26 protein-coding genes, 1 pseudogene and 1 riboswitch are annotated in these 24,740 nt (G+C 66.7%); of the genes and pseudogenes, 5 read left to right on the top strand and 22 right to left on the bottom strand.

Annotated elements, in window-relative coordinates; genetic code table 11:
- Positions 1 to 21 precede the first annotated feature (21 nt).
- The gene (locus A3ES_RS54335) at positions 22 to 177 is read left to right on the top strand and encodes a hypothetical protein (protein ID WP_020389956.1); all 156 of its coding nucleotides are present in this window, start codon (positions 22 to 24) and stop codon (positions 175 to 177) included.
- 77 nt (positions 178 to 254) lie between these two features.
- Here the strand turns inward: A3ES_RS54335 and A3ES_RS0126950 are convergent, their stop codons facing one another.
- The 12 genes and pseudogenes from A3ES_RS0126950 to A3ES_RS48620 form a co-directional block, all read right to left on the bottom strand.
- Complete coding sequence (locus tag A3ES_RS0126950) at positions 255 to 1,184, bottom strand: Mom family adenine methylcarbamoylation protein (protein ID WP_020389955.1); 930 nt, start codon at positions 1,182 to 1,184, stop codon at positions 255 to 257.
- A gap of 92 nt (positions 1,185 to 1,276) precedes the next feature.
- Entirely contained in the window at positions 1,277 to 1,816 is a 540-nt protein-coding gene (locus A3ES_RS0126945; RefSeq protein ID WP_157630771.1) for a hypothetical protein, read from the bottom strand.
- Complete coding sequence (locus A3ES_RS54330) at positions 1,813 to 1,962, bottom strand: hypothetical protein (RefSeq protein ID WP_157630770.1); 150 nt, start codon at positions 1,960 to 1,962, stop codon at positions 1,813 to 1,815. Before A3ES_RS54330 ends, A3ES_RS0126945 begins: the two co-directional genes overlap by 4 nt.
- Before the next feature lie 112 nt (positions 1,963 to 2,074).
- The gene (locus A3ES_RS48625; protein ID WP_020389953.1) at positions 2,075 to 3,817 is read right to left on the bottom strand and encodes an IucA/IucC family protein; all 1,743 of its coding nucleotides are present in this window, start codon (positions 3,815 to 3,817) and stop codon (positions 2,075 to 2,077) included.
- A complete protein-coding gene (locus A3ES_RS0126935; RefSeq protein WP_020389952.1) occupies positions 3,814 to 5,106 on the bottom strand; it encodes a lysine N(6)-hydroxylase/L-ornithine N(5)-oxygenase family protein in 1,293 nt (430 codons plus the stop codon). The genes A3ES_RS48625 and A3ES_RS0126935 overlap by 4 nt, the downstream gene beginning before the upstream one ends.
- A complete protein-coding gene (locus A3ES_RS0126930; RefSeq protein ID WP_020389951.1) occupies positions 5,106 to 5,651 on the bottom strand; it encodes a GNAT family N-acetyltransferase in 546 nt (181 codons plus the stop codon). Before A3ES_RS0126930 ends, A3ES_RS0126935 begins: the two co-directional genes overlap by 1 nt.
- The gene (locus tag A3ES_RS0126925; RefSeq protein WP_020389950.1) at positions 5,648 to 7,294 is read right to left on the bottom strand and encodes an IucA/IucC family protein; all 1,647 of its coding nucleotides are present in this window, start codon (positions 7,292 to 7,294) and stop codon (positions 5,648 to 5,650) included. Before A3ES_RS0126925 ends, A3ES_RS0126930 begins: the two co-directional genes overlap by 4 nt.
- Positions 7,291 to 8,820, bottom strand: coding sequence for a pyridoxal phosphate-dependent decarboxylase family protein (locus tag A3ES_RS0126920; protein ID WP_020389949.1), 1,530 nt, complete (start codon positions 8,818 to 8,820; stop codon positions 7,291 to 7,293). The genes A3ES_RS0126925 and A3ES_RS0126920 overlap by 4 nt, the downstream gene beginning before the upstream one ends.
- Before the next feature lie 120 nt (positions 8,821 to 8,940).
- Positions 8,941 to 9,252, bottom strand: a complete 312-nt coding sequence (locus A3ES_RS57195) for a DUF7586 domain-containing protein (RefSeq protein WP_420323155.1) — start codon at positions 9,250 to 9,252, stop codon at positions 8,941 to 8,943.
- 87 nt (positions 9,253 to 9,339) lie between these two features.
- Positions 9,340 to 10,149: pseudogene (locus A3ES_RS57190) on the bottom strand (serine hydrolase domain-containing protein); the annotation flags it as partial.
- 173 nt (positions 10,150 to 10,322) lie between these two features.
- Entirely contained in the window at positions 10,323 to 11,213 is an 891-nt protein-coding gene (locus tag A3ES_RS0126910; protein WP_020389947.1) for a phosphotransferase enzyme family protein, read from the bottom strand.
- Positions 11,210 to 12,595: a helix-turn-helix domain-containing protein gene (locus A3ES_RS48620; protein ID WP_020389946.1), complete on the bottom strand. Its 1,386-nt coding sequence runs from the start codon at positions 12,593 to 12,595 to the stop codon at positions 11,210 to 11,212. The genes A3ES_RS0126910 and A3ES_RS48620 overlap by 4 nt, the downstream gene beginning before the upstream one ends.
- Before the next feature lie 294 nt (positions 12,596 to 12,889).
- Here A3ES_RS48620 and A3ES_RS0126895 point away from each other — a divergent pair, with 294 nt between their 5' ends.
- From A3ES_RS0126895 to A3ES_RS0126880, 4 genes are all read left to right on the top strand, one after another.
- Entirely contained in the window at positions 12,890 to 13,294 is a 405-nt protein-coding gene (locus A3ES_RS0126895; RefSeq protein WP_020389944.1) for a hypothetical protein, read from the top strand.
- 64 nt (positions 13,295 to 13,358) lie between these two features.
- Positions 13,359 to 13,649: a hypothetical protein gene (locus A3ES_RS0126890; protein WP_020389943.1), complete on the top strand. Its 291-nt coding sequence runs from the start codon at positions 13,359 to 13,361 to the stop codon at positions 13,647 to 13,649.
- Between the two features lie 187 nt (positions 13,650 to 13,836).
- Complete coding sequence (locus A3ES_RS0126885) at positions 13,837 to 14,325, top strand: hypothetical protein (protein ID WP_020389942.1); 489 nt, start codon at positions 13,837 to 13,839, stop codon at positions 14,323 to 14,325.
- 20 nt (positions 14,326 to 14,345) lie between these two features.
- A complete protein-coding gene (locus tag A3ES_RS0126880; RefSeq protein ID WP_020389941.1) occupies positions 14,346 to 14,768 on the top strand; it encodes a hypothetical protein in 423 nt (140 codons plus the stop codon).
- Between the two features lie 36 nt (positions 14,769 to 14,804).
- Here the strand turns inward: A3ES_RS0126880 and gcvP are convergent, their stop codons facing one another.
- The 10 genes from gcvP to A3ES_RS0126825 form a co-directional block, all read right to left on the bottom strand.
- A complete protein-coding gene (gene gcvP / locus A3ES_RS0126875) occupies positions 14,805 to 17,672 on the bottom strand; it encodes an aminomethyl-transferring glycine dehydrogenase (protein WP_020389940.1) in 2,868 nt (955 codons plus the stop codon).
- Between the two features lie 72 nt (positions 17,673 to 17,744).
- A riboswitch (glycine riboswitch) is annotated at positions 17,745 to 17,843 on the bottom strand.
- A 15-nt stretch (positions 17,844 to 17,858) separates the two neighbouring features.
- Positions 17,859 to 18,755, bottom strand: coding sequence for a dihydrodipicolinate synthase family protein (locus A3ES_RS0126870; RefSeq protein WP_237745061.1), 897 nt, complete (start codon positions 18,753 to 18,755; stop codon positions 17,859 to 17,861).
- Between the two features lie 48 nt (positions 18,756 to 18,803).
- The gene (locus A3ES_RS0126865) at positions 18,804 to 19,421 is read right to left on the bottom strand and encodes a MerR family transcriptional regulator (protein WP_020389938.1); all 618 of its coding nucleotides are present in this window, start codon (positions 19,419 to 19,421) and stop codon (positions 18,804 to 18,806) included.
- 741 nt (positions 19,422 to 20,162) lie between these two features.
- Positions 20,163 to 20,654 (bottom strand): bifunctional nuclease family protein, encoded by a 492-nt coding sequence (locus A3ES_RS0126855; protein ID WP_020389936.1) that lies wholly within the window; start codon positions 20,652 to 20,654, stop codon positions 20,163 to 20,165.
- A 102-nt stretch (positions 20,655 to 20,756) separates the two neighbouring features.
- On the bottom strand, positions 20,757 to 21,458 hold the full coding sequence (gene ftsR / locus A3ES_RS0126850) for a transcriptional regulator FtsR (protein ID WP_020389935.1): 702 nt from the start codon (positions 21,456 to 21,458) through the stop codon (positions 20,757 to 20,759).
- The gene (locus A3ES_RS0126845) at positions 21,445 to 21,966 is read right to left on the bottom strand and encodes an FHA domain-containing protein (protein WP_020389934.1); all 522 of its coding nucleotides are present in this window, start codon (positions 21,964 to 21,966) and stop codon (positions 21,445 to 21,447) included. Before A3ES_RS0126845 ends, ftsR begins: the two co-directional genes overlap by 14 nt.
- A gap of 292 nt (positions 21,967 to 22,258) precedes the next feature.
- Positions 22,259 to 22,639: a glycine cleavage system protein GcvH gene (gcvH, locus tag A3ES_RS0126840; protein WP_020389933.1), complete on the bottom strand. Its 381-nt coding sequence runs from the start codon at positions 22,637 to 22,639 to the stop codon at positions 22,259 to 22,261.
- A gap of 61 nt (positions 22,640 to 22,700) precedes the next feature.
- Complete coding sequence (locus A3ES_RS0126835) at positions 22,701 to 23,573, bottom strand: DUF881 domain-containing protein (RefSeq protein WP_020389932.1); 873 nt, start codon at positions 23,571 to 23,573, stop codon at positions 22,701 to 22,703.
- 1 nt (position 23,574) lies between these two features.
- The gene (locus A3ES_RS0126830; protein ID WP_020389931.1) at positions 23,575 to 23,907 is read right to left on the bottom strand and encodes a small basic family protein; all 333 of its coding nucleotides are present in this window, start codon (positions 23,905 to 23,907) and stop codon (positions 23,575 to 23,577) included.
- A complete protein-coding gene (locus A3ES_RS0126825; RefSeq protein ID WP_237745059.1) occupies positions 23,904 to 24,740 on the bottom strand; it encodes a DUF881 domain-containing protein in 837 nt (278 codons plus the stop codon). The genes A3ES_RS0126830 and A3ES_RS0126825 overlap by 4 nt, the downstream gene beginning before the upstream one ends.

Here is a 24,740-nt window from a genome sequence, read left to right as displayed (position 1 = left end):
CCATGGAAGTGAGGGATCCCGATGACTGAGAACAACGCCCTGGTACTGATTCTGATGGGAATCGTGACCGCCATCCTGTACAGCTTCTGGAAGCAGATTCTTTTCCTGATCCTGATGGTCGTGATCACGATCTTCTGCTTCGGCATCTACAGCTTCGCGGCCAGCATGGCCAGCTGAGAAGCACGCCGAGGACTACAGGCACCCGCCGACGGCGGGTGCCTGTTCCTTGTTCAGGACGAGACTCAGGACGCGGCTCAGCGGCGGAGCCGGCGCTGATCATCGACGGGCAGGAACTCCGTCTCGCCCTTGAGCCGGCAGCAGAAGATCGCGGAGTCGAGCAACCTCGCCCGGCTCTGCTCGACGACGGCACCCGACAACGTCTTGACCGTGGTCAGGTTGGCGGTGCCGTAGTCCTCGCGCAGTTTGCGCGGACTGATGTAGCGCCCGTCTAGGTAGAGGTAAGGGCGCGGGCTGATCGACATCCAGCGTTGCCAGTTCGCCGCCCGGTAACTCGATCCGGTGAAGCCGAGATTCGGATCGACGGCGGTGGTCAGCAACTCGATCTGTGGTTCACTCTGCCGCAGTGCGTTACGCACCTTGGCCAGCAGGAAGGAGATCGCGTTGCCCGGGGCGACGTCGAACGAGTAAACCCGGGAAACGTCCCAGACCCGGTCCGGCGCAACGCCGAACTGATTTCGCAGCTGCTTGCCGACGACCGCCCACTCCAGTGGCGAAACACTGCACAAGGTCACCGGCCGGCCGTGCAGCGGATCGACCAGCGCGTAATTCTTCGAGCCGCCGCGGGCGCTTCTCAGATAATGCAGGTGCCCGAAGATCCGGGCCGCATTCTCGGCGTCGTACGAGATGAAACGCAGATCCTGCAACGCGTATTCGTCGGTCGGCATCAGATCCAGGATCTCTGCCTGGTCAGCGCGCAGACCGACCGCGCAGTTGCGCAACTCGGCGTCCAGTTGCCGCCGGGTCAGCCGCCCACTGTGCCCGGCCACGCGCGGCAGGTGCAGCAAGGTGCGGACGTTCAGTGCGCGTGGTTCGACGCTATGCCTGGCCGCCGACTGGGCGACCAGCGCCGCAAAAGGGGAATCAGCGCCGCGGCACTCGTCGAGCGAGAACTTCGGCTGCGGTGCCGCGGCGGGAGGATCCGTTCTGATGGCAAGGGCGCACAAGCTCCCGCCTCCTGTCTTGCGATGGGCGTCAAGCACCACAAATGATGGTACCCGCGGGAACGGAAGGACGTTGGCTGAGTCAGCGGGCCGGGTCAGCGCTTGGTGCGCAGGTTCTCCTTGAGAATGCCGAGCCGCGGCTGGACCAGGTCGTACTTGAGCTGAAGGGGTGTCAGCCGGGTGTGCGGGCGATAGTCGATCTGGCGCCCGGTCAGCAGTTCGTCGTGCCAGTCGTACAGCACCTCGGGCAGTCCGAGGACCTTCGACTGGTCACCGGTCACGTCGATGACCAAGCGATCGCGCCCGTCCCAGAACTCGACCCAGCAGTGCCGGGCCAGTTCCGGTCCGGCCACCGTGAAGATATCGCCGTAGCAGTAGGTGAGACCGCGGACGTGGTGGCTGCCGAACGCCAGGGTCTCGACCAGCCAAGCCGAACTGACGCCACATTGCCCGCGCGAAGCGGCGACATCCGCGCCGGCCGGACTCCTGAAGGCCTCATGAATGGTCTTGTCGGACCAGGCGTCCTGGAGGCGCTTGCGATGGCCGGCGAGCTCGCTGACCCAGACCGGAAAGGACCGGCCGTGCAGCGTACGACTCGTGGAGGTGACAGCGGGACGGCTCGATACGCCGGTCAACGACACTGGTTGACGTCTTTCTGTGTGGAGCGGTCGATGTCGTCCGATGGCAGGAGAAACTCCGGCAGGCGGCCATGTTCGTCGGCCCTGCCTCCTGAAAGAACGCCCCCTGAAACCGCACAGATCGCCGGATGACGGTCGATCATGCCGCTCCTCGCTCCATCCTGCCCGCTGAGCGGACGATTGTCTTCAGAATGCCACAGATTCTCAGTCTGTGGCCAACGCCACACAGAGTGCAACGAGCGGTTCTGGTGTCTGTTACCACTCTCGCGACGGCTTGATCCCCGGTACCGCGAACAGCGGGTTCGGCATCCGGCCGGTGAGCGGGATGGGTGGACGGGTGTCGAGGTCGGCGTAGCCGAGAGTCAGCCGGTAGCCGTTGAGCGGGTAGCGGGCCACGGTTTCGGCCAGCAGATCGGTGCCGGCGAGCCGGTCTTGATACTGCGGATGGGTGCTCGCGTACTGCTCGACCTCGCCACGCAGCATCCCCCACAGTTTGTCAGGAGCAACTAAATCGGAACTGGCAAGAAGGTCTGCCAAAGGGCTGAGGACGCCCAGGAACAAGGCGTCCACGAGGTACTGGCGCAGGATGTGCCACGGCTTGCGGGGAAGGACTCTCTCCTGCGAGTCGGGCTCGGGACCGCGCTCCGGGATCGCGGTGGTGGAGATGTTGACGTCGTCGATCAGGTCCTTGATGACGAGCCGGGCAGGCACGCCCTCGGGGCCGCAGATGATGGCGAGGTTCTCGCCGTGCGGGTTCACCGTGATGCCGTAGTGGTGCATCAGGTGCAGCAACGGGCGGATCAGCGTGGAGATCAGTTCCGCCGTCCAGGTCTCGGCATCGGCGTTGGAGGCTGCGATCAAAGCTCCAGCCAACGGCTCCCCCGCGGCATCTCGATGCAGTACTGCGGCCAGCGGCCAAGCCGTCTCGCCTGGTTGCAGCCGAGGCGTCAGCGGGTCTCGCCAGATGCAGGCGAGCGTTTCCGTCCACTGGTAAGGGATTCCATCCGAAAGCTGTGGATGGCGGACGGTCACCGACGCGACCTCACCCAGCAGCTCGGTCCCCAGCCGGTTGAAGACCTCGTCGCGGTACCAGAGACCACGCAGCCACTGGGTGACCATCGGTGCCGCCAAGGAGCAGTGCGCCGGGATGCCGCGGTACACGGAGGTGTTCAGGATCTTCAGTGGCAGCTTCACCTGATAGCGCAGGGGCTGGGAGATGTTCACCATCGTGCGGATCGACTGGGTCGGCAGGTAGTCGTCAGGCCCCTCCCCCAGCACCACGATCTCGCCATTGGCCAGCTCACGAGCCCACTGCGTCCGTACTACGTGGTCGACCTGCCACGGATGACAAGGGAGCCACACGTACGAGTCCGGGTCGACCACCTTGGCGCGGAAGGCGTCTAGAGCAGCAGGACCCAACTCCCTGCCGACCACTGCGTGCTCAGACAGCTCCGGCGTCCCACGGAACTCGGCAAGGCCGCGTCGTACGGCCAGCCAGACCAGGCGGAGCGGAGTACGGGCCTCTGGGGTGTAGCGGAGGCTGTCGGCGGCGGAGAAGCCGAGGCGGCCCTTGTTGGCCACCAGTAGAGGGTGGCCGGTGAGGTGACCTTCTAGTTCTGCGTAGGGCAGTTCTAAGAGTTCTGCGTTCGACACTGCAGCAGAGGCCATCCGCACGTCGGCAGCGAGCGTGCTCGAGAGCTCAGCCACGTAGCCGGCCACTGTGGATCCGGAGAGGCCCAGAGTGCTCGCTGCGTCCACCAGGAACTGCACTGGGTCAATGGCTTCTTCGCTCTCGTCGTTGCCGAGGATGCCTGTCGCAGTACGGCGTACTGAGCCCGGGACGACCTGGTAGCTGCCGAACGCACCACGGGTCGAGGAGAACGTGTAGGTCGCCGCGCCAAGCACTAGGCGATCGCCATCGGGCTGCAGGAGCTCCTCTGTGCAGAGCTGCGAGATCAGCTTGGCCAGCAGCTGGGAGGAGCACTCGTTCCAGCTCATCCGGGGATCGAGAAGCTAGTGAAGGCAGTGGACTTGGGTAGCCGGAAGACCTCGCGTCCGGCGACGCTGTTGAGGATGGTGGCGTTCCGGATGGCGCCGATGCCCAGGTCAGGCGCTGCGACGCCATGACTGTGCAGGTCCGCATTCGAGACGAACAACCTGCCCGTCAGTGGATCGTCGGTACTGACACTGTGGTCCCTGTTGACCACCCAGCGATCCGCCTCGTCCTTGTGCACAAGCGGTTCTACCGCGGACAGGAACGGCAGCGGGCGGTTCCGGTAGCCAGTAGCAGCAACTACGGCGTCCGTTACGTGCTGGAAGGTTCGCTCGCTGTCTGTATGCCGCAAGGTCAGCTCGATACCGTCGGCATGAGCCACTGCTGCCTCCACTGCTACCCCCACCTGCAGCTCGACGGGCGCCACGGCCGCAGTACTGAGGTCACGCTGGTAGAGCACCTCGTGGATCTCCTCCAGGGTGTCGGAGGAGATGCCCTTGTAGTGCCGCCACTGATCCTTGACGAGCCGATCGCGGGCCGGCTCCTCCAGTGCATGGAAGTAGTCGACGTACGACGGTGTGGTCATCTCCAGCACCAACTTGGAGTAGTCCAGAGGCGTGTACGACGGGGTGCGGGTCAGCCAGCTCACCCCGGGCCCACCGGCTGCGTTGGCTCGTAGTAGGTCCAGTGCGCACTCCGCACCGGATTGGCCAGACCCGACCACTGTCACGCGCCCAGCGCGCAGCAGGTCGTCCCGGCGGTACAAGTAGTCGGCGGAATGCAGGAACCGCTCCGCCGGCAAGCCAGCAAGCGCTGCAGGCACAGCGGGCTCAGTGCCGACGCCCAGCACCAGGTGCCGAGTAGTGAACACCTCCACCGACCCGGCGCGCTCCACAGTCAACGCGAAGACGTCCCCGTCGAACGCAACCTCGGCAACGTGATGCCCGAAGTGCAACGAGTCCAGCTGGGCCGCGCACCAGCGCAGATAGGCCTCGTACTCCCGTCGCGTCGGATGGAACCTCTCCCGCACATAGAACTGGTACAGCCGATCGTTGTCCCGCAGGTACGAGAGGAACGACAACGGATGCGCCGGCTCGACCAGGCTGACCAGGTCGGCCAGGAAGGACACCTGCAGCATCGCGTCCTCGAACATCAGCCCGCGGTGCCAGGTGAACTCAGGGCGGCTGTCCAGCACCGCCAGCTTCACGTCGTCCACGCCATCGGCCAATGCGGCCAGTCCGAGGTTGAAAGGGCCACAGCCGATCGCGATCACGTCGTACGGGACGGTAGTCATCAGGCCTCCACAGTCCGGGTGCGGACCATCAGTAGTGCGGTCTTCTCGGGGAGCTGTAGCTCCCCTTGGGCGACGAAGCCGGCCGCGTCGAACGCGCGGACCGACCGGTGATTGGTGAGGTCAGGCTCCGCGACCACCCGGTTGCAGCGAGGATCCGCCCGCAGCAACGCGTCGGCCAGCGAAGTCAGCAGTTGACGTCCCACTCCTCTGCCGAGCCGGTCAGGGTCGCCGATCGCCACGTGCAGGCCCCAGTCGTGCTGCTGCCAGGCGTAGTACTCCGCCAGTCGGTCGTGTCGCACCCTGTACAGCTCCACGTAGCCGAAGTCCTCGCCGTCGACGGAGGTCAGGCAAGGGATCGAGTGCTCACCGGCGAGCTGCTCCTCGATCGACTGCGCCCAGCGTTCGACCGACCAGTCCTGGTGCCACCACTTCTGGATGTAGGGCTGGACCATCCACCACGCGATGGTCGACGCGTCCGAGGTCTTGGCAGGCCGCAGGTCGAAGCCGTTGTCCAGATGCAACAGCGGGGCGACGTCGCACCTCACTGCGCCAACCGGAGAGGGTTCGGGATGTCCAGATAGACCGACTGCGCATCCAGTGGCGCTACTACCTCATCGATGCCGCGCAGCCGGGTCATCATGTTCGCCTTGCAGGGCAGCTGCTCAGCAGAGAGCCAGCGCTGCGCCAGGCGCTCTCCATCGGGCCCCGCAGCCTTCAGCGACGGCAGAGCCTCCGAGAGCCGGTCGCGGACCACACCGAGCAGCTGGTCTTCATCGGCCAGCCCATCAACGGCCAGTGAGCCCACCACGGCCAAGGCCTGGTTGTGGAGCATGTAGTAGGTCAGTCGGTCGTCGACGATGGCGTCGTCCACGACAGCCAGTGTTGAGTCCCGCAGCCCGGTGACCTCCAGCAAACCCTGCAGGTACGACGATGCCAGGTAGTAGCCCTGATTGTCCCGGTACGCCCCACCTGCAACGCGTCCGGCGTCATCCAGCCGGACCAGCGTGTTCTGCTGATGCGCTTCCAGCCCGATACCCGTCTCGGCGTACAGGTGGAGCATCGGGACGAGTACCTCATCCACATACGACGCCACCCAGGCCTCTGCACCGCCATCGCCATGACCGGCGACAGCAGCACCTAGTCGACTGAGCTGTCCAGGCCGCGGCGCGACTAGCCCGGCCAGGCAGGCATAGCTGTCGACATCGGCAGGTACTTCGCGCACAGCGACGTCCAGCCCGGTCAACAGCGGGCCGCCCTCGTCCAGTGCCACCCACGCCGGGTCCCGCACGATGGAGAACCGCGGATGCGCGGTCGCAGTACCGGCGTTGTAGGCGGCGTCGAGGAGGCGGTTGATCTCCAGGCCGCGTCGCAGCTCTGTCGGCGTCGACTCGCGCCGGGAGTTCGTGATGCGCAAGCCGAGCGACAGCTTGAGCATCACCGGCAGGTCCGGGTGGTAGACCGTGCGCAGACTCGACGTCGGGTACCACTGCGCGCCCAGCGGTCCCAGCGGCTCCACCCGGCCTTCAGCGACCAGTGCGGCTACCCGTGGGCGTTGCAGGACAGCAGCGGCCTGCCAGGGATGAGCTGGCACCAGCACCTGACCGTCAGGAGCACTGATACCGGCCAGCGCGGCCATCAACTGCAAGGCGTCCAGTCCCTGCAGTGATGGCGCGCCGGCCACCTGGTCCGACGACACCAACTCGGCGTCCACCGCGAACCAGTGCACTGCGAAGCGGCCGCCCAGCTCCGGCGAGTACGCCGTCAGCTCGGCACCGCTCAACCCGTCTCGGCTCTTCGGAGCCGGGTGGTTCAGATGGCCGAACAGCAAGGCCTGTTCCGCCTCGAGAAAACGACCAGGCCCACGCTCGCCCTGGTCGGCGACGAAGACCGTCACGTTGCGGACCGATTCCGCGGTACGGGCGGCGAGGTCGTCGATCTCGGCCGGATCCGCGTCGACGGACAGCAACCGGACGAGTTGCTCGGGACTCACTCGTGCGCCGTCTACGCGGATGTCGGTGAACTGGTGCAACCCCGTCTTCGACGCGTGCAGGACGGTCGCCGTCAAGGTCGAAGGGCCGACGGTCAGCGTCAGCGGGCCGGCTGCGACCGGCACGGAGGTCTCTCGGGTGTAGCACCGGAGGATGGCGTTGAGATGGGCTTCGACTGCCACTGAGGTCGGTGAGTTCACGCTGCTCCCTCGCGAGACAGGACGTCGTGACCAGCGGCCACGATCTGGTCGAGCAGTTCTTCGATATCCGTCGCGCCGGCGTTCGGGTTCAGCAGCGTCAGCTTCAACGCGACCACCGCCGGACGGCCGCCGCGGGCCGGGATCCTGGTCCGGCCGATCAGCGCCCGACCCGACGTCAGCAACCGGCGCCGGACCTCGCCCTGAACAGCATCCCGCTCGGATGCCGCCAGTCCCTGGCCCGCGACCCGGAACAGCACCGTGGTCAGGGTCACCGGCGCCAGCAACTCAAGGTTGCTGTCGGCAACGATCCTGGCCGCGGCGGCGTGCGCGAGCTCGTGACAGGTGTCGAGCATCTTGCCCAGTCCGGCGCGGCCGTATGCCGTCAGCGTGGTGGCGACTTTCACCGCGTCCGGCCGGCGAGTGGTCTGCAGGCTGCGGCCGAGCAATCCGTCCAAACCGGAATCGATGTCGTCGGCCGGGTTGAGGTAGTCCACCGAACGGCCCAACGAGGCGAACCTGTCCCGGTCGGCCACCAGCAACATGCTGGCGGCGGCCGGCTGCCAGCCGATCTTGTGCAGATCCAGCGTCACCGAGTCCGCGCACGGCAGCTCGGCGAGCAGCGGCGCGAGCCGGTCCGAGAACAATGCACCGAACCCGTACGCCGCGTCCACATGCACCCATGCGCCGTGCTGTCGCGCCAGCGCGGCAACGTCCGCGATCGGGTCGATCGAGCCGTAGTCCGTCGTACCGGCGGTGGCAACCACGGCGATCGGCGTACGGCCGGGCTTGTCCAGCTCGTCGGACAAGATGTCCGCCCGCATCCGGAAGTCACCGTCGGCCGGGATCGTGATGGCCGCGTCCTCGCCGAGACCGAGCGTGGCACACGCGCGCTGAATCGAGAAGTGCGCCAGTTCGGAGCAGAACACGACCGGCTTCTCCAGGCCGTGCAGCCCGTTTCGCCGTACGTCGATGCCGATGGCAGCGGCTGCGTGGTCGCGCGCGATCAGTACTGCGAGCAGGTTCGAGATCGAGCCGCCAGGGGTGAGCACGCCATCGGCGGCGGGGCCGAATCCCGCCATTCCCGCGAGCGCTTGGACCACCCACTGCTCGATCGCCAGCGTCGCCGGACCCGAGTCGTAGGTGTCCATCGACGCGTTGCTCGCCGACGCCAGCGCGTCCGCGTCGACCGCGACCTGCAGCACCGGCGGCTGCAGATGCGCGGCCGCGTGCGGGTGGCTGAGATCGATCCCATCCCGGTCGAGCAGGCCGGCGATCAGGTCCAGCGCGGCCGACTCACCGACCCCGGTCGACGGCACTCGCGGCGCGCCGAACCCTTCCGTCGTGTTGTCCAGCACGGTCGTACGCTGGAGCACATTCGTCGTACGCTGCAGCACGGCGGCCGGCGTACCGGCTGGCAGCGGGCCTCGTTGGCGGTCCCGCACGGTCGAGGCCAAGGGCCATCGGCGACGGTCCTCCACGCGCTGGTCGCGATCGAAGGGACTGTGCGGTGCGTCGGGGGACGACATCCAGCTTCTCCAGGAAAGTTGTTTAGTAAGGTAACCCTTACTTAGGTATCCCTAACTTACTAACCCGGAGACGTTGCGTGTCAACCGACCTGCCGTGCGTGATGAGACACAGAAGCTATGTCAGGTGCCGTACGGCGTGCGCGTCAGGGTGAAGGTGGCTAGGTTGAGGTGGCTGATCTCGTCGCCCTCTCGGATGACGCGGAGCCGCTCGCCGGCGAAGTAGCCGTCGCGGCCGCGATACAGGTCTGGACCGACCGGCGAGAACCGGCACGACATCGCACCGGCCAACTGGAGGATGCCGCTCGCCACGGACAGCGTCAGCGGCGTGTTGCCCCAGTACCAGTGCCCCAGCAGTTCCTCGCCCTGGGCAAGCTCCGGCTCCGGCACCCACTCCGCCGGCAGCGACGGCTCGTACGACGCCAGCGTGCGCATCAGGTCCAATGGCACCGACGCGCATTTCCCGTACGTCGCATTGCCCAACGTCACAGCGCCGATCCGCCGGGGCCGGTCGACGAACAGTCCCGCCAGGAAGCCAGGCATCGACCCGGTGTGCCCGACGAACAGATGCGGGTCGTCGGCATGCAGCCGCAGACCCAGCCCGTACGACGCGCTCAGCGCCTCGCGCGGATCCGCGGCGGCGGGCGCGGCCATCTCGTCGATCGTGTCCCGGTTGAGCACGTCGTAGCCCGGGTCGATCCAGAACGCCGCGTACTTCGCCAGGTCCTCGATCGTGCTCCACAACTGCCCGGCCGGCGCCATCGCACCGGAGTCGTACGCGGGCTCCTCCTCGAGCCGGCCACTGAACGGATGCACCGAGAACCCCTGCGCGGCGGGCGCCACCGGGAAGTACGTCGTACGGCGCATCTCCAGCGGGTCCAGGATCCTCGACGCCACCAGTTCCATCCACGGGGTGCCCCGCAAGCGTGCGGCGACTTCGCCGAGCAACCCGTACCCGAGGTTCGAGTAGTGGTGCCGGCGATCGGGCTTGCCGGCTGCCTGCGACTCGTCCATCGCCGCCGTCAGCGCCTCGAACGACACTCCCGGATTGCGCTCCCACCAGACGCCCTCGGGCTCGGCGTTCATCCCGCCCGAGTGCGCCAGCAGTTGCCTGATGGTCAGATCACCGAACGCCACCCCGGGCAGATGCTTGCCTACGGCATCGTCCAGCGCGAGCAACCCGTCGTCGCGGCACTGCATGACCAGTACTGCGGTCATCGTCTTGGTGATCGACCCGATCCGGTACTGCACATCTGGCCCGGGCTCCAGCCCTTTCGCATCCGCGAACCGCCCGCGCGACCCGATCCACGCCAGCTTGCCATCCCGCAGCACACCGGCGTTGATCGACGGCAACCTCCACTCACTCTGGGCCGCCGCGACATCGGCGTACAGGGCAGCAGCAGTATCAGGACGTACGTCAGTCACTCGACAGCTCCAGTACAGGTCGTCATGGACAGACCAGTATGCGACTCATCCGGCCGATGCGGGAAATACGTGGAGCTCAGTTACTTGTAGCGGTGCCAGAGTTCGTGGGCGCCGGATCTGAGGGTGGCTAGGCGGTGGGCGTGGACTTTGGCGATGTCGGGGCGGTTGCGGAGGTCAGTGATGACGCTGGTGACTAGGACGAGTTCACGGATTCGGCGGAGTACCGGCCAGGCAGGGAGTGTGGTGACATCCAGCCCGTAAGTGGCGGCTAGGGCTTCATGGTCTTGGACTGCGCCGAAGCGGAGGGCGCTGACGGCGGCGACGACGAGGTCGTAGGCGAGTGGCCCGATGCTGGTGCCGTCGAAGTCGCAAAACACGAAGCGGCCTGACGGTTCGCGGAGGAGATTGCCGATGTAGGCGTCTCCGTGGAGTAGGCCGATTCGTAGATCGGGGAGCAATGCCCGGTAGTCGGCTTCGATCTCGGACCATTGCCGGACCAACCAGGAGTGGTCATCGGCCGGCAGGCCGTCAGCCATGGCCAGTCGGCTGCGGGCGCTGCTGAACGGGTCCCACTGTTTGAGTCCGGGTATCGGAGTGAGTTTGTGCCAGCCGAGCAGCGGTGCGGCGAGTTCGGCGCCCGTCCAGGTCGGGTTGCCGGCTTCGAGCAGTTCCCAGATTGTTGCTGAGTAGTTCTCGAAGAGGATGGGCTGCGACATCCCGGGCGCGAGTCTCACAGCGGGGGCGTCGTTGGCTTGGAGCCAGGTGGCGATGTTGGCAACGTGATTGGCGCGCTGACTGGCCAGGTCGCCAGCGCCGAATCTGACGACGGCGCCTTGAGTCGGGAGACAGTAGACCGCGTTGTTCGTGTACTTGATGAGTTCTGCTTCGTCGGCGACCAGTCCGGCTTCTTGGCAGATGGCCTTGAGGGCGTGCTTGAGCTTCTGGTCGAGCTCCGGCGTCAGGTTCGTCATGCGGTGAGTGCCTTCATCGCGGTGGCGCGTACGGATACGAGCTGATGCTCGAGGTCCTTCGCGTTTGAATTGGTGGACAAGTCAGCTGCTGCGGTCGCGATCTCCGAGAGACGGCTGATGCCGCGTCCGCTGCGCAGGTGCTGGGTTTCCCCGATCACCTCGTGCGCGACTTCGCTGCCGGCCTCCAGTTCGTGTGTCCGTAGGAGGTTCGTCGACAGGATGATGCGATCGAAGGTCCGGCTACGCCGCGATCTGTCCGGACCGGACTCCTCTAGCGCCTGGTGCGCGAATGCTACGGCGCGTACGGCGTACGCCTGGCGTTCGGCGGGGTTCCTGGCGTATCCGGCCAGCGAGTTGTACACGAGCGCCCGATGTCCGGTGTAGTCGCCCGGAGTGAAGTAGAGGGTGGTCCATGGCGACACCCGGCTCTTGTCAGCGCGGCCCATCTCGTGTTCGGCGCGGGCTAGGGCGTCCCGCACATGGTCGTGTTTGCCGAGCATGGCGTAGGCAAGCGCTTCGTTGGCGTGGAGGCGGGCGACCTCGGCGGGGTCGCCCGCGTCCTGGGCGGCCAACTGCCCAAGCTGCAGCATCTTCAGGGCTTCGACAGGCTGCGCTTCCTGCATGCTCACGCGGCCAAGTCGGTAGAGGATTGACGACGCCAGCGACGGTTCGTCCGCGTCCTTTGCGAGCACGAGAGCGTTGATGAGATAGCGCCGCGCAGATGACTGATCACCGATGTCGTGAAATGACCAGCCGAGCATGCTGCTGAAGTCCGCGAGTGACACCTTCAGGTCCCGGTGCGTCCGCTGGTCGGCGGTGGAGTGGATCATTCGCCGGGCGTAGCCGTAGAACCCGCGGGCGGCGTCAACGGCCGCGCCGCCGCCGTAGCGTTGGTCGAGTTTCCGCAACTCTGCGGTCATGGAGATGACCTGATGTACGTCGGACTCCGTGATGATCGGCGGTACGGCGGCGACACCGTTGGTGAACTCGGGTAGCCACTTCTTGGCGTCGTCGTTCACGGATCCGAAGGCGACGCTCGCGACCGCGCCGGCGAAGTTCTTGCGATCCTCGGTGGTCAGATCGCGCGTTTGGTAGGTCTCTGGTTGCGATGCGGCACTGTAGGCGAGTCCCATGAATCCGCGGGGGATTTCCAGCGCATCCGCGATCCGTTCGAGTACGTCGTACGCCTTGACCTGGCGGCCGTTGAGGATCTCCGAGACCTCGCCCTGGGACTGGTAGGTACGCGCGCCGATCTGTGTCTGACTCCAGCCGTGCCGCTGCAGCCAGCGAAAGATGCCTGCTACATCGCGAGACGCAAGAACGGGCCGCAACTCCGGGCGATCCCACCAGGCGGAGTCAAGCGGCGGCCGAGGTGCCGTCATGGTCACTCCTTGTCGCTAGGCGGCTCTGCGAAGTTAGCCCGTGCGGATCTGACGAGTCTATCGGCGCGGCCGATATGTCCTGTGGATGAGCACTGCCTGTAGTGGTCGATGCCACCGCCAGTTCACTGTGTGGATACAGAGAGTGAAACAAGCCCCGAGCAACACAGTCGGGCCCGGCACCGCCCAGGAAGGAGGGACCAGCTATGACGACAACACCGCTCATCGTGTCCTGCTTCACCGCAGGTCTGACGATTGCGATGCTCACCGACCTACTCCGAGATCTGAGCGGCCGGAATGGGTGACGGCCAAGGTACCGATTGTGACCGCGTGCGGGTTGGCCCGGCGACGGCAGGCACCTTTGCACGACTCACAACCGACGACCATCGCAAACGGGGCGACATCATGCAGGCGCGTGGATACATCCGCAAACACTTCCTCATGAACGAGGCGGAGCTGGCCCGAGCCCGGAAGGCCATCGTCGATACCGCTCGACAGCTTGGCGTCCAACTGACGGCAATCCACGTCGAAGAGATCGAGACGTCACCCGAGGCCTTGCACGATCTGCTCGCCGCGGTGATGAAGGACGAGCAGAAAATGATCATCGCGCCCGGCACTCATCACTTCGAGGTTGCCGGTGAGCCGGCGTCGGTGATCAAGCGTCTTGAAGGCAACGGCATCACGGTTGTCGTCGTTCAGTAGCCGATCTGCTCCGAGAAGGGTGGTCCGTGAGATGTCCGAAATGTCAGCTCTCGGATTCATATCGATGCTTTTCGTAAGAGACATCGGCGAGCTCTTGGCGACGCATCGAAGGCTGATCGCCTGTGCCGCTGACCGCGGATATCGGCTCGGGAAGGTATACATCCAGCACCCCGGGCCGCCGGATACGGTCTTCGATCTTCTCGGATCGCTGCTGGAGTCTGACGGTCTGCCGCTCGTCGTACCGACCCTGCATCACTTGGCGATGCTCGGCAACCCACTGGACATCCGAGACCACCTCAACCGCAGCGACCACCAGGTGCTGATCGCTATCGAGCCGGCGGAGCGGACGTGCTGAGAGGGGACGCCTCCTCGTTCTCCTCAAGTCCCCTGCACTCCGCGTCTGTTCTGCCGTTCCACCGGGACCGGCTCGCCGACGACCTCACTAACCGGTGAACCGATCCCGCCCCGAAGCTGCACCGCTCGGTGCCCTGCACACCGAGCGGTGCAGCCGCCGCCCATGTGCCAGATCGGAGATTGCGCCGATGTCCGCCGTACAGCAACTCAAAGACAACTTTGCCAGAAAGCTCAAGCTGGCCCGGACGCCGGCGCACGCCCTGGCGCTTCTAGCGATGGTCGGACCGACGGCCAAGGCCTGCGCTGCCGACACTCCCCCGCCCGGCTCAGGCTCGACAACGATCCATTCTTGTTCGCCGAACTACACCGACAAGAACAAGCTGGGACGGTTGTCGATCCAGCAGAAGGGTCCGGGAACATCAATTCAATGGGGTACCTATCCGAACCTACCCGCCGATCGGTACGTCGTGAGCATCTACGTCGGCTCGACGAAGGTCGACGGCAAGAAGCAGAACTACCCGCCGCACGGCTCACTCCCCGCCAGGACGTGGCACACATCGAAGAACCGGTACGTACGGACGTACCAGCCCGGCCAGATCTTCAAGATCACCGGCACCTCATATAACACCAAGGGTGCGGTCGTGCAGAAGTTCTTCATCAAGTGCAAACTAGTGTGACTAACGACCGGGGAGCTGTCATGGACACCTGGACCGAAAGTGACGCGGGCGCTGCACGGGCCTTCGTCGCTGATCGGCTGAACGCGGACTTCGCCGGCGCCGGGCTGCAGAAGGTCGAAATCCGGGTTGACCCAGCTTGGACCGGAACGTTGGGCGGCGACCTCATCCTGGTCTCCGGTGGACACGAGTTCCCGCTCGACGTCAGGGGCGGCGGGGTGGAGCAAGCATGTGCCTTCGCCGCATTCCAACTTCAGGACGACGCGATGGGTGAGCTGAACCGTCCCTGGCCAGAGCCGACCAACTCGGCCGGAGACTCAGTAGGTGTCCTCACTGCACCCGCCGAAGTTGATGGCGTTGCGGTGTGGGAGCTAGCCGGTAAGCCGTTCTGCGCCATCGGACACCTGCACCGAGCGGTCGAAGCCGCCGGGTGGCGGATCAAATAGCCGGGGCGTGGTTGGTTCCCAGGCCCCGGCTATCACCTACTCGAAGGACTCTGGGGGTGGGCAGGAGCAGATCAGGTTGCGGTCGCCGTAGGCGCCGTCGATGCGGCGGACCGGCGGCCAGTACTTCGTGGTGCGGTCGACCGATTGCGGGAACGCCGCCTCTTCGCGGGTGTAGGCGTGCTCCCACTTGTCGTTGATCACCGACGACGCGGTGTGCGGCGCGTTGACCAGCGGGTTGTCGCCGGCCGGCCACTCCCCCGCCGCGACCCGGTCGACCTCGTGCTTGATCGCGATCATCGCGTCGCAGAAGCGGTCCAGCTCGCCGAGGTCCTCGGACTCGGTCGGCTCGACCATCAGCGTGCCCGCGACCGGGAACGACATCGTCGGCGCGTGGAAGCCGTAGTCGACCAGGCGCTTGGCGACGTCGTCGACGGTGATCCCGGTTTCCTTGGTCATCGGCCGCAGATCCAGGATGCACTCGTGCGCGACCAGCCCGTTCTCACCGGTGTAGAGCACCGGGAAGACGTTCTCGAGCCGCTTCGCGACGTAGTTCGCGGTCAGTACTGCGGCCTTCGTCGCCGATGTCAGTCCCTCGGCGCCCATCATCCGGATGTAGGCCCAGGAGATCGCCAGTACGCCGGCCGACCCGAACGGCGCCGCGCTGATCGGACCGACACCCGACTCCGGACCGGCCTGGTCGAGCAGCGGGTGGTTCGGCAGGTACGGCGCCAGGTGCTCAGCGACCGCGACCGGGCCGACACCCGGGCCACCGCCACCGTGCGGAATGCAGAACGTCTTGTGCAGGTTCAGGTGGCTCACGTCGCCGCCGAACTCACCGGGTTTGGCCAGCCCGAGCAGCGCGTTCAGGTTCGCGCCGTCGACGTACACTTGACCGCCGTGGTCGTGGACGATCTGGCAGACCTCGGTGACGCTCTCCTCGTACACGCCGTGCGTGGACGGGTAGGTGATCATGATCGCCGCGAGCTTCTCGGCGTGCTCATCGGCCTTGGCCCGCAGGTCATCCAGGTCGATCGTGCCATCATCGTTGCCCTTGACAACAACAACCTTCATGCCGGCCATCACGGCAGAGGCCGCGTTGGTGCCGTGCGCGCTGGCCGGGATCAGGCAGACATTGCGATCTTCGTTGCGCTCGTTCAACTTACTTTGGGCCCGGTGATAGCCGCGGATCGCGAGCAGCCCGGCGAGCTCACCCTGCGACCCGGCGTTCGGCTGGATCGAGACCTTCGCGTAGCCGGTCACCTCGGCCAGCCAGCGCTCCAGCTGGCTGATCAGCTTCACGTAACCGGCGGCGTCCTCGATCGGCGCCAGCGGGTGCATGTCGGCGAACTCCGGCCAGGTGACCGCTTCCATCTCGGTGGTCGCGTTCAGCTTCATCGTGCAGGAGCCGAGCGGGATCATGCCGCGGTCGAGCGCATAGTCGTAGTCCGACAGCTTGCGCAGGTAGCGCAGCATCGCCGTCTCCGACCGGTGCGTGTTGAAGACCGGGTGGGTCAGGTACTCGCTCTGACGGACCACCGCGGCGTCGAGACCGGCGCCGGCCAGCGCCCCGTCGTACCGGACGCCGAAGGCGCGGCAGACGCGGCCGAGCGCGGTGGCGTCGGTCTTCTCGTCGCAGGAGATTCCGATGTGATCCGCGTCGACCTGGCGCAGCCAGATGCCGGTCTGACGGGCAGCGTCGACGACATCAGCCGCCCGACCCGGGACCTTGGCAAGCACGGTGTCGAAGAACTGGTCGTGCACGACCTCGACGCCACCGGCCTTGAGTGACGCGGCGAGGCTGTCCGCGTTGCGGTGCACGCGGTCGGCGATCGCCTTCAGGCCCTCGGGACCGTGGTAAACGGCGTACATCGAGGCGACAACGGCGAGCAGCACCTGCGCAGTACAGATGTTGGACGTGGCCTTCTCACGCCGGATGTGCTGCTCACGTGTCTGCAACGCCAGCCGGTACGCCGGTGCGCCGTCCGCGTCGACGGAGACGCCGACGAGGCGACCGGGCAAGGAGCGCTCGAGACCGGCGCGCACGGACATGAAGCCGGCGTGCGGGCCGCCGTAGAAGAGCGGGACGCCGAAGCGCTGGGACGAACCGATCACGATGTCGGCCCCGGCCTCACCCGGCGCCTCGAGCAGCGTCAGGGCGAGCAGGTCGGAGGCGACGGCGACCAGCGTCTCGCGCTCGTGGGCCGCGGCGACCAGCGGCTTCAGGTCGCGGACGACGCCGCCGGAGCCGGGGTACTGGACCAGGTAGCCGAAGTAGTCGCCCTCGGGCAGGCCGTCCTTCGTGTCGGCGACTACGACCTCGATGCCGAGTGCCTCGGCTCGTGTCTCGACCACGGCGATCGTCTGGGCGAAGCAGTCCGCGTCGACGAGGAAGCGGTTGCTCTTGCTCTTCCTGTTCGAGCGGTGAGCCAGCGTCATCGCCTCGGCGGCGGCTGTGCCCTCATCGAGCAGGGACGCGTTCGCGGTCGGCAGGCCGGTCAGATCGGACACCACGGTCTGGAAGTTCAGCAACGCCTCGAGCCGGCCCTGCGAGATCTCCGGCTGGTACGGCGTGTAGGCGGTGTACCAGGCCGGGTTCTCGACCAGGCGGCGGACGATCACCGACGGGGTGAACGTTCCGTAGTACCCCTGGCCGATCATCGAGGTCGCGACATTGTTGCGCGCAGCGAGCTGACGCAGCTCGGTCAGCGCGTCGACCTCGGAGGCCGGCTCGGGCAGCCGGAGCGGCTCGGTCGACCGGATCGACGCGGGCACGGCGGCATCCACCAGCGCGTCGACATCGGCGTACCCGAGGGTCTCCACCATCCGTGCGATCTCGGCCTGACGCGGCCCGATGTGCCGGTCGGCGAACGCGGCCGATACCTGAGGGATTGACTGTTCACTCATTTGAAGAGGCTCCGTTGCTGACAATTGCCGGTGGCCTCCCCCTCTGTCACGCAGTGCACGCTTCAGAGTCGCCTAAGGCACCCGGTCCATGGGCCTGAGAGGTTCCGGGGAGGAATTGCCCCTTCGGCGCCCAGCCAGACTGCATTGCTGAGACTCTCCCGAGTGCTGTGTACGGCGTGTCCGAGGTTACCAGGAAGACTGGAAGAGTTCGGGCAGGAGTCGCCTGGCGGCCGGCCGCGCGGCCTCCACCTGCTCCTGCTTCGCGAACTCCATGGGCCACCGGACGCGCGTCCCGACCTCCGCCCAGCCGCCGACCTCCGCGAGGAACTTGTCCAGTGCCGGGTTCGACAGTCCCGCGCTCTGCAGCGGCACGACGTACTCGGCGAAGAACTCCCCGATTCGCCGCTCCAGGTCCAGCGCCGCGTCGGGATCGGCGAAGATCTGCTCTGACCACCGGACCGCGCCGGCGGGCGACAACGCGGCGACATTCGAATAGCTGCCGTGCGCTCCGAGCCGCGTCATGCTCGCCAGGTGATGCCCAGGCACGAAGAGTGACAAACCCGACTCCAGCGCCCGCCCGAACCACGCCTCATCACCGCCGGCCGACTTCAACCCGACCAACGTCGGTACTGCGCGCGCAACCTCGACGAGAAACTCGGGCCCGACCTGCGTCTTTGCATGCGGCGGGTTGTACAGGACCAGCGGTACTCCGTCGGCCGCGGTCGCCACGCCGGTCAGGAACGCGACGACCTCCTGCTCGTTGAGCGGCAGCCAGTCCGGCAGGATCACCTGGATCGCGGACGGGCTGAGCGCGGCGGCCCGGCGTACGCGATCCAGGGACAACTGAGCGGACGGATGACTGGCACCGAGCTGGAACGGGACGCGCGCGGCCTCGCAGGCGCCGGCCAGCAGCTCGTTGATCTGGTCGAACTCGGCCTCGGACAGCGTCTGGAACTCCCCAGCCGTGCCATGGGCGTAGACGCCGTCCAGGCCAGCGGTGAGCAGCGTTTCGACCTGCTGCCTCAGCCGCCCGAAATCGACGGTGTCGTCTGTGGTGAGCGGCAGCATCAAGGACGCCCACACGCCCCGAAGGTCGACCGAGGTGAGTGGGCGCACTGAGAACCGGGAGTTTCAGCCGGTCATGCGCGCGCGGCGACGGGCAGCGAGCTCGTCACCGGCGTGGCTGCCGGAATCGCCGTCGTGCGCGTCCAGCCGCTCGGTCGGCAGCTCGGACAGCGAACCCTCGACCTCACGCCAGACGCCGCCCAGCGCGATCCCGAAGACACCCTGGCCGCCGGCCAGCAGATCGATGACCTCGTCGGGCGAGGTGCACATGTAGACCGAGGCGCCGTCGCTCATCAGCGTGATCTGGGTCAGGTCATCGATTCCACGCTTGCTCAGGTGGGCGATGGCACTGCGGATCTGCTGCAGCGAGATACCCGCGTCGAGCAGCCGCTTGATCACCTTCAGCAACAAGACGTCGCGGAAGCCGTACAACCGCTGGGTGCCAGAGCCGGTGGCCGGGCGCACGGACGGGGAAACCAGTCCGGTGCGGGCCCAGTAGTCCAGCTGGCGATAGGTGATACCCGCCGCGGCACACGCGGTCGGGCCGCGGAAGCCGACGTCATCGGGCATCGGCGACAGATCGTCGTCGAACAGCAGACCCTGGACGCCGGCGCTGGCGGCCGCCTCGGCGTGCGCTTCGGACGTCGACTGCGCCGTCAGATCAGTGTCGCCGGTGCGTGTCACGCCTGAGCCTCCCTGGGTACCGACTGGAACGGATCACATCCGTGGAGTTACAACACCCCACAACTCCTTCAAGGTAAGCCGCCACCCAGGCCCGGTCAACGACAACCGCCCGGAGCCGGATGCGTGTCGCGGATCCGATACGAATCGTTACCTGTCCGACCTTGTACCAGGGTAGTTCAAACACGGTGTTTGGGTAGTGGAAAGTGCGCCCGCATCGCGGCCTCCTGCGTCGCGGCTGAGCGGTGGCTGACTCAGTCCACCAATCGAGCAACCGCCCCCACCCAAGCCACCACCTTGAGCACCCGCCAGTCATCCCACCGCCGCAAGCCCGCCCACCCGGTGCCCAACGTCGCGCCCACTCCCCGCCAAGCCACCACCTTGAGCACCCGCCAGTCATCCCACCGCCGCAAGCCCGCCCACCCGGTGCCCAACGTCGCGCCCACTCCCCGCCAAGCCACCACTTTGAGCACCACGTGCCCGGGGTAGATCCGCTCAGGCGGTGCACAAAGTGGCTGGACGGGTCTTCCGGGGTGGGGTGGGTCGAGCGGCCGACGCAGGAGGACGCGACGGGGAGGACGCGAAGCGGGTGCTCTTCCCCCAACCCAGGCCCTCACCCGCAAGCGTCGGCACCCACGATTCGTTCCAGCCGCGACGGAGGAGCGGCGTCCCTGGGGTGGGCGGGTCGAGCGGGCGACGTAGGAGAACGCGACGCGGGCGTACTTCCCGCAGTACCTGACTAACTCAGCTCTTGTCGAAGTCTTCCGGAGTTACGTGGTCGAGGAACTCGCGGAAGCGTTCGACCTCTTCCTCTTCGACGACCTCGTCGTCGTCCGTCTCGCTGTCCGGGACGGGGATGCCGGCCTCGGCGAGGATCTCCTCGGTGCAGAACACCGGCGTGCCGGTACGCAGCGCCAGCGCGATCGAGTCCGACGGCCGGGCGGAGATCTCGGTTTTGTCGTCGAAGACCAGGATCGCCTCGAAGACGCCGTCGGTCAGGTTCACGATCCGGACCTGGCTCAGGGTGTGGCCGAGCACCCGGATCGTCTCGGCGAACAGATCATGGGTCAGCGGCCTGGGTGGTTCCATCCCCTGCTGGGCGAAAGCGATCGCGCTCGCCTCGGCCGCACCGATCCAGATCGGCAGGTACCGCTCGCCGCCGACCTCCCGGAGCAGCACGATCGGCTGACTCGAGGGCATCTCAACCCGGACTCCGACCACGTCGACTTCGCGCACTCCTCCAGCCTACTCTGCGGCCCAGGCCGGGGCTGCCCCACCGGTCAGGCGCAGCCGCATCAACCCGCAGTACGGCGTCAGCGAGCGGCACGCAGTACGGCGTCAGCGAGCGAGCCGCGAGCGGACAAGTGCCGCATGCAACCGAACCGCCAAGGCGGCCAGTTCCCGTGTCTTGTCGTCCCGGCGCGGCTGCACAACCTGCTCGATCAGCCCCACCTCCCGATCGGCCGCAGCCCGGAACGGCCGCAGATGCCGCGGCTCGATCCCGTACTCCGCGAACTCGGCCGCCGCCTTCGCGATCAGGATCGCGTCGCCGTCGTAATGGTTGCCCCGAGCCACCACCAGGTTGTGACTCTCCAACTGGTCAAGCAACTCCGGCGTGATCCCGGCCGCCTCGCGCAACTCGTCACGGGTCAGCTTCAGTTCGGTCCCGTACGTCGAGAAGTCCTCGGCGTCGGGCAAACCGGCGGGCTGAGGCAGCTGCTCCGGTGCCGCGGGCCGGCCGCCAGGCGCCGGTGGTCGCAACCCTCGATCCATCGCGCCCAGGTGGTCCTTGATCACCTTCAGCGGCAGGTACTGGTCGCGCTGGGCGGTCAGGACGTAGCGCAGCCGCTCGATGTCCGCGGCGCTGAACTTGCGGTACCCCGACGCGGTCCGGGCCGGCGTTACCAGCCCCTCCGCTTCGAGAAAGCGGATCTTGGAGATGGTGACGTCGGCGAACTCGGTCTGCAGGAGCTGCAGCACCTCGCCGATGCTGCTGCCCCCTATCGAGGAGTCTCCGACCGCTGGGTCAGGCTTGACCACTGGCGTAGTAGACCAGGCGGTACTTGCCGATCTGCACCTCGTCGCCGTTCGACAGTTGCAGCTCGTCGATCCGGTCCCGGTTCACGTAGGTGCCGTTCAGGCTGCCGACGTCGCGGACCTTGACACTCGTCCCCTCGCGGCGGAACTCCGCGTGCCGGCGGGACACGGTGACGTCATCGAGGAAGATGTCGCTGTCCGGGTGCCGGCCCGCGGTGACCACGTCCACGTCGAGCAGGAACCGGCTGCCCGCGTTCGGGCCGCGCTGGACGATCAGCAGGGCCGAGCCGGCCGGCAGCGCACCGACGGCGGCTTCGTCCTCGGCGGACAGTTGCTCACCGGAGTCGAAGCGCTCGGTGTCGGGCTCGACGCTGATCGGTGCGAGCATCGCGGTGTCGGTCACGCCAGGGGCGGCCACCGGACGGTCCGCGCCAGGGAGCATCGTTCCGCACTGCGAGCAGAACTTGCTGCCCTCGGAGTTCTCGTGCCCGCACTGGTTGCAGAACGGCATGCTGTGATCCTCCCGATCGCCGGCGGTCCGGCGACGTTCTCAGTTTGTCCCCGTGATGACAGTGTGGACTGCGGCCCCAACCCTCGACTGGCGGTTGAGGTCCGACAGAACTTACCAGCAAGTGCCCTGCGTCCGAAGTTGTTTGAGTGATTGCGGTGTCCAGGTGCGTGCATCGCGGTGCTTGAGGAGCGTCCTCGATGCGGAGCATCGTGGATGCTCGTCAAGTGCCGCGAGGTGCGTGCCTGGGCGCCGCAAGCGCCAAAGAACTTCGGACGCAGGGCACTCCCTTCGATCAGCTTTGGTCCAGCTGTCCCTTGTAGGTGTCGGCGTCCATCAATGCCTCGACCTCCTCATCGTCGTCGACCTCGATGTCGAGCAGCCAGCCCTCGCCGTACGGGTCGGTGTTGACCAGGTCCGGCTGGTCGGCCAGTGCCTCGTTGACCGCGCGCACAGTGCCGTTGACGGGCGCGAACAGGTCGCTGACGCTCTTGGTGGACTCCAGCTCGCCACAGGAGTCGCCGGCCCTGACGGCGGTACCGACCTCCGGCAGTTGCACGAACACGATGTCGCCGAGCGCGTCCTGCGCGAAGTCGGTGATGCCGACGCGCGCCGGGCCCTCGCCGGCCTTCACCCACTCGTGCTCGGCCGTGTACTTCAGGTCTTCGGGGTACACCTCGGTCCCTCTCTCTTTCAAAGAAACTGCCAGTCTAAGGAAAACTAGAAACTACCGTGAGCTACTTCGTCGGGCTTGGCGCCGGGCGAGCGTAGCGATGCTCCTCCGGGGCGTGCAAGGCAGTGATCTGTACGAGCGGCAGTTCGGTCACCTCGGCCGTACCACCGATCTGCGGACCGGTCACCTCGCTCACCAGCCCGCCGGGGAACTTGGCCGCCTCGGCCAGGTTGTTGGAATCGCCGATCGCCTCGATCACGTACGGCGACTGGACCTTCTCCCCGTCGATCTTCACACCCGGCGCGTCGTCGACCAGATCGGTACTGGCGACCACCCGGACCTGGCCGTTGATCTGGATCGCCTCGGCACCCGCGTCGCGGAGTTCCTCGATCGCGTCGAGCAGGTTGCTCGACTGCATCTTGGTGTCCGGGTCGTTCAGCGTGATCCGTACGCCGGGGCCCTGGGCGGGCAGCGTGCCGGCCAGGATGCCGAGCACGCGCACCTGCTGCTCGGCCTGTTCGCGGGCGGTCTGCGCCTTGTCCGCACTGGAGGTCAGCGTGTTCTTGCGCGCCTCCAGTTCGGTGATCTCGGTCTCCAGCCGGCGGGTGTTCTGGCCGAGGCCGTCGAGGATCGCGATCAGGTCCTCGCGGCGGGCGTTCTGGTAGCCGTCGTCGGCCCGGTTCACCCGGACCTGGACGACCGCCATGCAGGCGACGAGCGCGAGGACGACGGCGACGATCGCCTGTCCGCGGGAGGGCTTGAAGCCGGCCCGCAGCCGCCGCAACGCCAGGTTCGGCGTCTTCGGCTTCGGCTTGGGCATCGGCGTCGGCTCAGCCGGCTGCTGCTGCTCCCCCGGCTGCTCCGGCACAGGCTTGGGTTGCTGCTCCGGCGCAGGCTTCGGCTGCTCGGGTGGCGGGGTCGGGTCGTCGGTACTCATGTCAGGCCCTGAAGACGTGGCGCCGGATCGCGGCCATGTTGGTGAAGATGCGGATACCGAGCACGACCACCACACCGGTGGACAGCTGGGAGCCGACGCCGAGCTGGTCGCCCAGGTAGACGATCAGCGCGGCGATCAGCACGTTCGACACGAACGACACGACGAAGACCTTGTCGTCGAAGATGCCGTCCAGGAAGGCGCGCAAGGCACCGAAGACGGCGTCCAGCGCGGCGACCACCGCGATCGGCAGATAGGGCTGGGCCCACTCGGGCACGTCTGGCGCGACCAGCAGACCGACGACGACGCCGATCACCAGGCCGAGGACGGCGATCATCTCGGTCCACCCACCTTCGCGTACCGCAGCGCGATGGTGGCATCGGCTGGTACCAGCAAGGAATCCTCCGTCGTGATCGTCATCCGGATCTGGAAATTGCTGACCAGGTACTGCACCCACTGGCCACCCGAGCTCTGCGCGAACCGGGCCGGCATGGTCGCGGCGTCCCCGATCGCCAGCACCGTGTACGGCGGGGTCAGCGAACTGTAGTCGACCGTGATGGCACTGCCGGCACCACGGATCGCGGTCAGCGAGGTGAGCCGGTGACCGTTCACCGAGATCGCCTCGGCGCCCGCCGTCCACAACCCGTTGACCAGTTGCTGCAGATCGACGTCGAGCAGCCGGCCCTGCTTGTCGTCGGAGTCCTTGGCGTCGTCGACGACAGCCTTCAGCCCCGGACCGGTCGCCGCGACGGCACCGGTCTGCAGTTCGAGGTCGTCGAGCTTCTGCTGCAGCGCCGCACCCTCGCTGGTGTTGGCCAGCCCGCCGGCCTGCAGCCCGCGGACCTCGTCGGCGACCTTGGTCTGCTGTCCGCGCAACTCGTTCAGCCGGGTGTCGGCCTGGTTGATCCGGGTGATCAGCTCTTTGCGCTGCTTCTCGGCCTCGGGTGCGCTGCGATAGTTCTGCGACGCCGCCACGGTGAGCAGGAAGCCGAGGAAGGCGAGCGCGATCACCAGGATGATCCGGTTCCGCGACTTGTTGGGCTTGCCCCCCTGGGACGGCCGCGACCTGGCCGCGACGGCATAGCCCTCGTCCAGCGGGTGGGCCATCAGGTTGTTCAGCAGCGACATGGACGCGTCGACGCGTCGCTGCCCGGGAGGGGACTGGGTCAC

Source organism: Kribbella catacumbae DSM 19601 (assembly GCF_000372465.1).
In the GTDB taxonomy this organism is placed as follows: Bacteria; Actinomycetota; Actinomycetes; order Propionibacteriales; family Kribbellaceae; genus Kribbella; species Kribbella catacumbae.
Note: the sequence above shows the minus strand (reverse complement) of the source record. Positions and strands in the feature narration are given on the sequence as shown.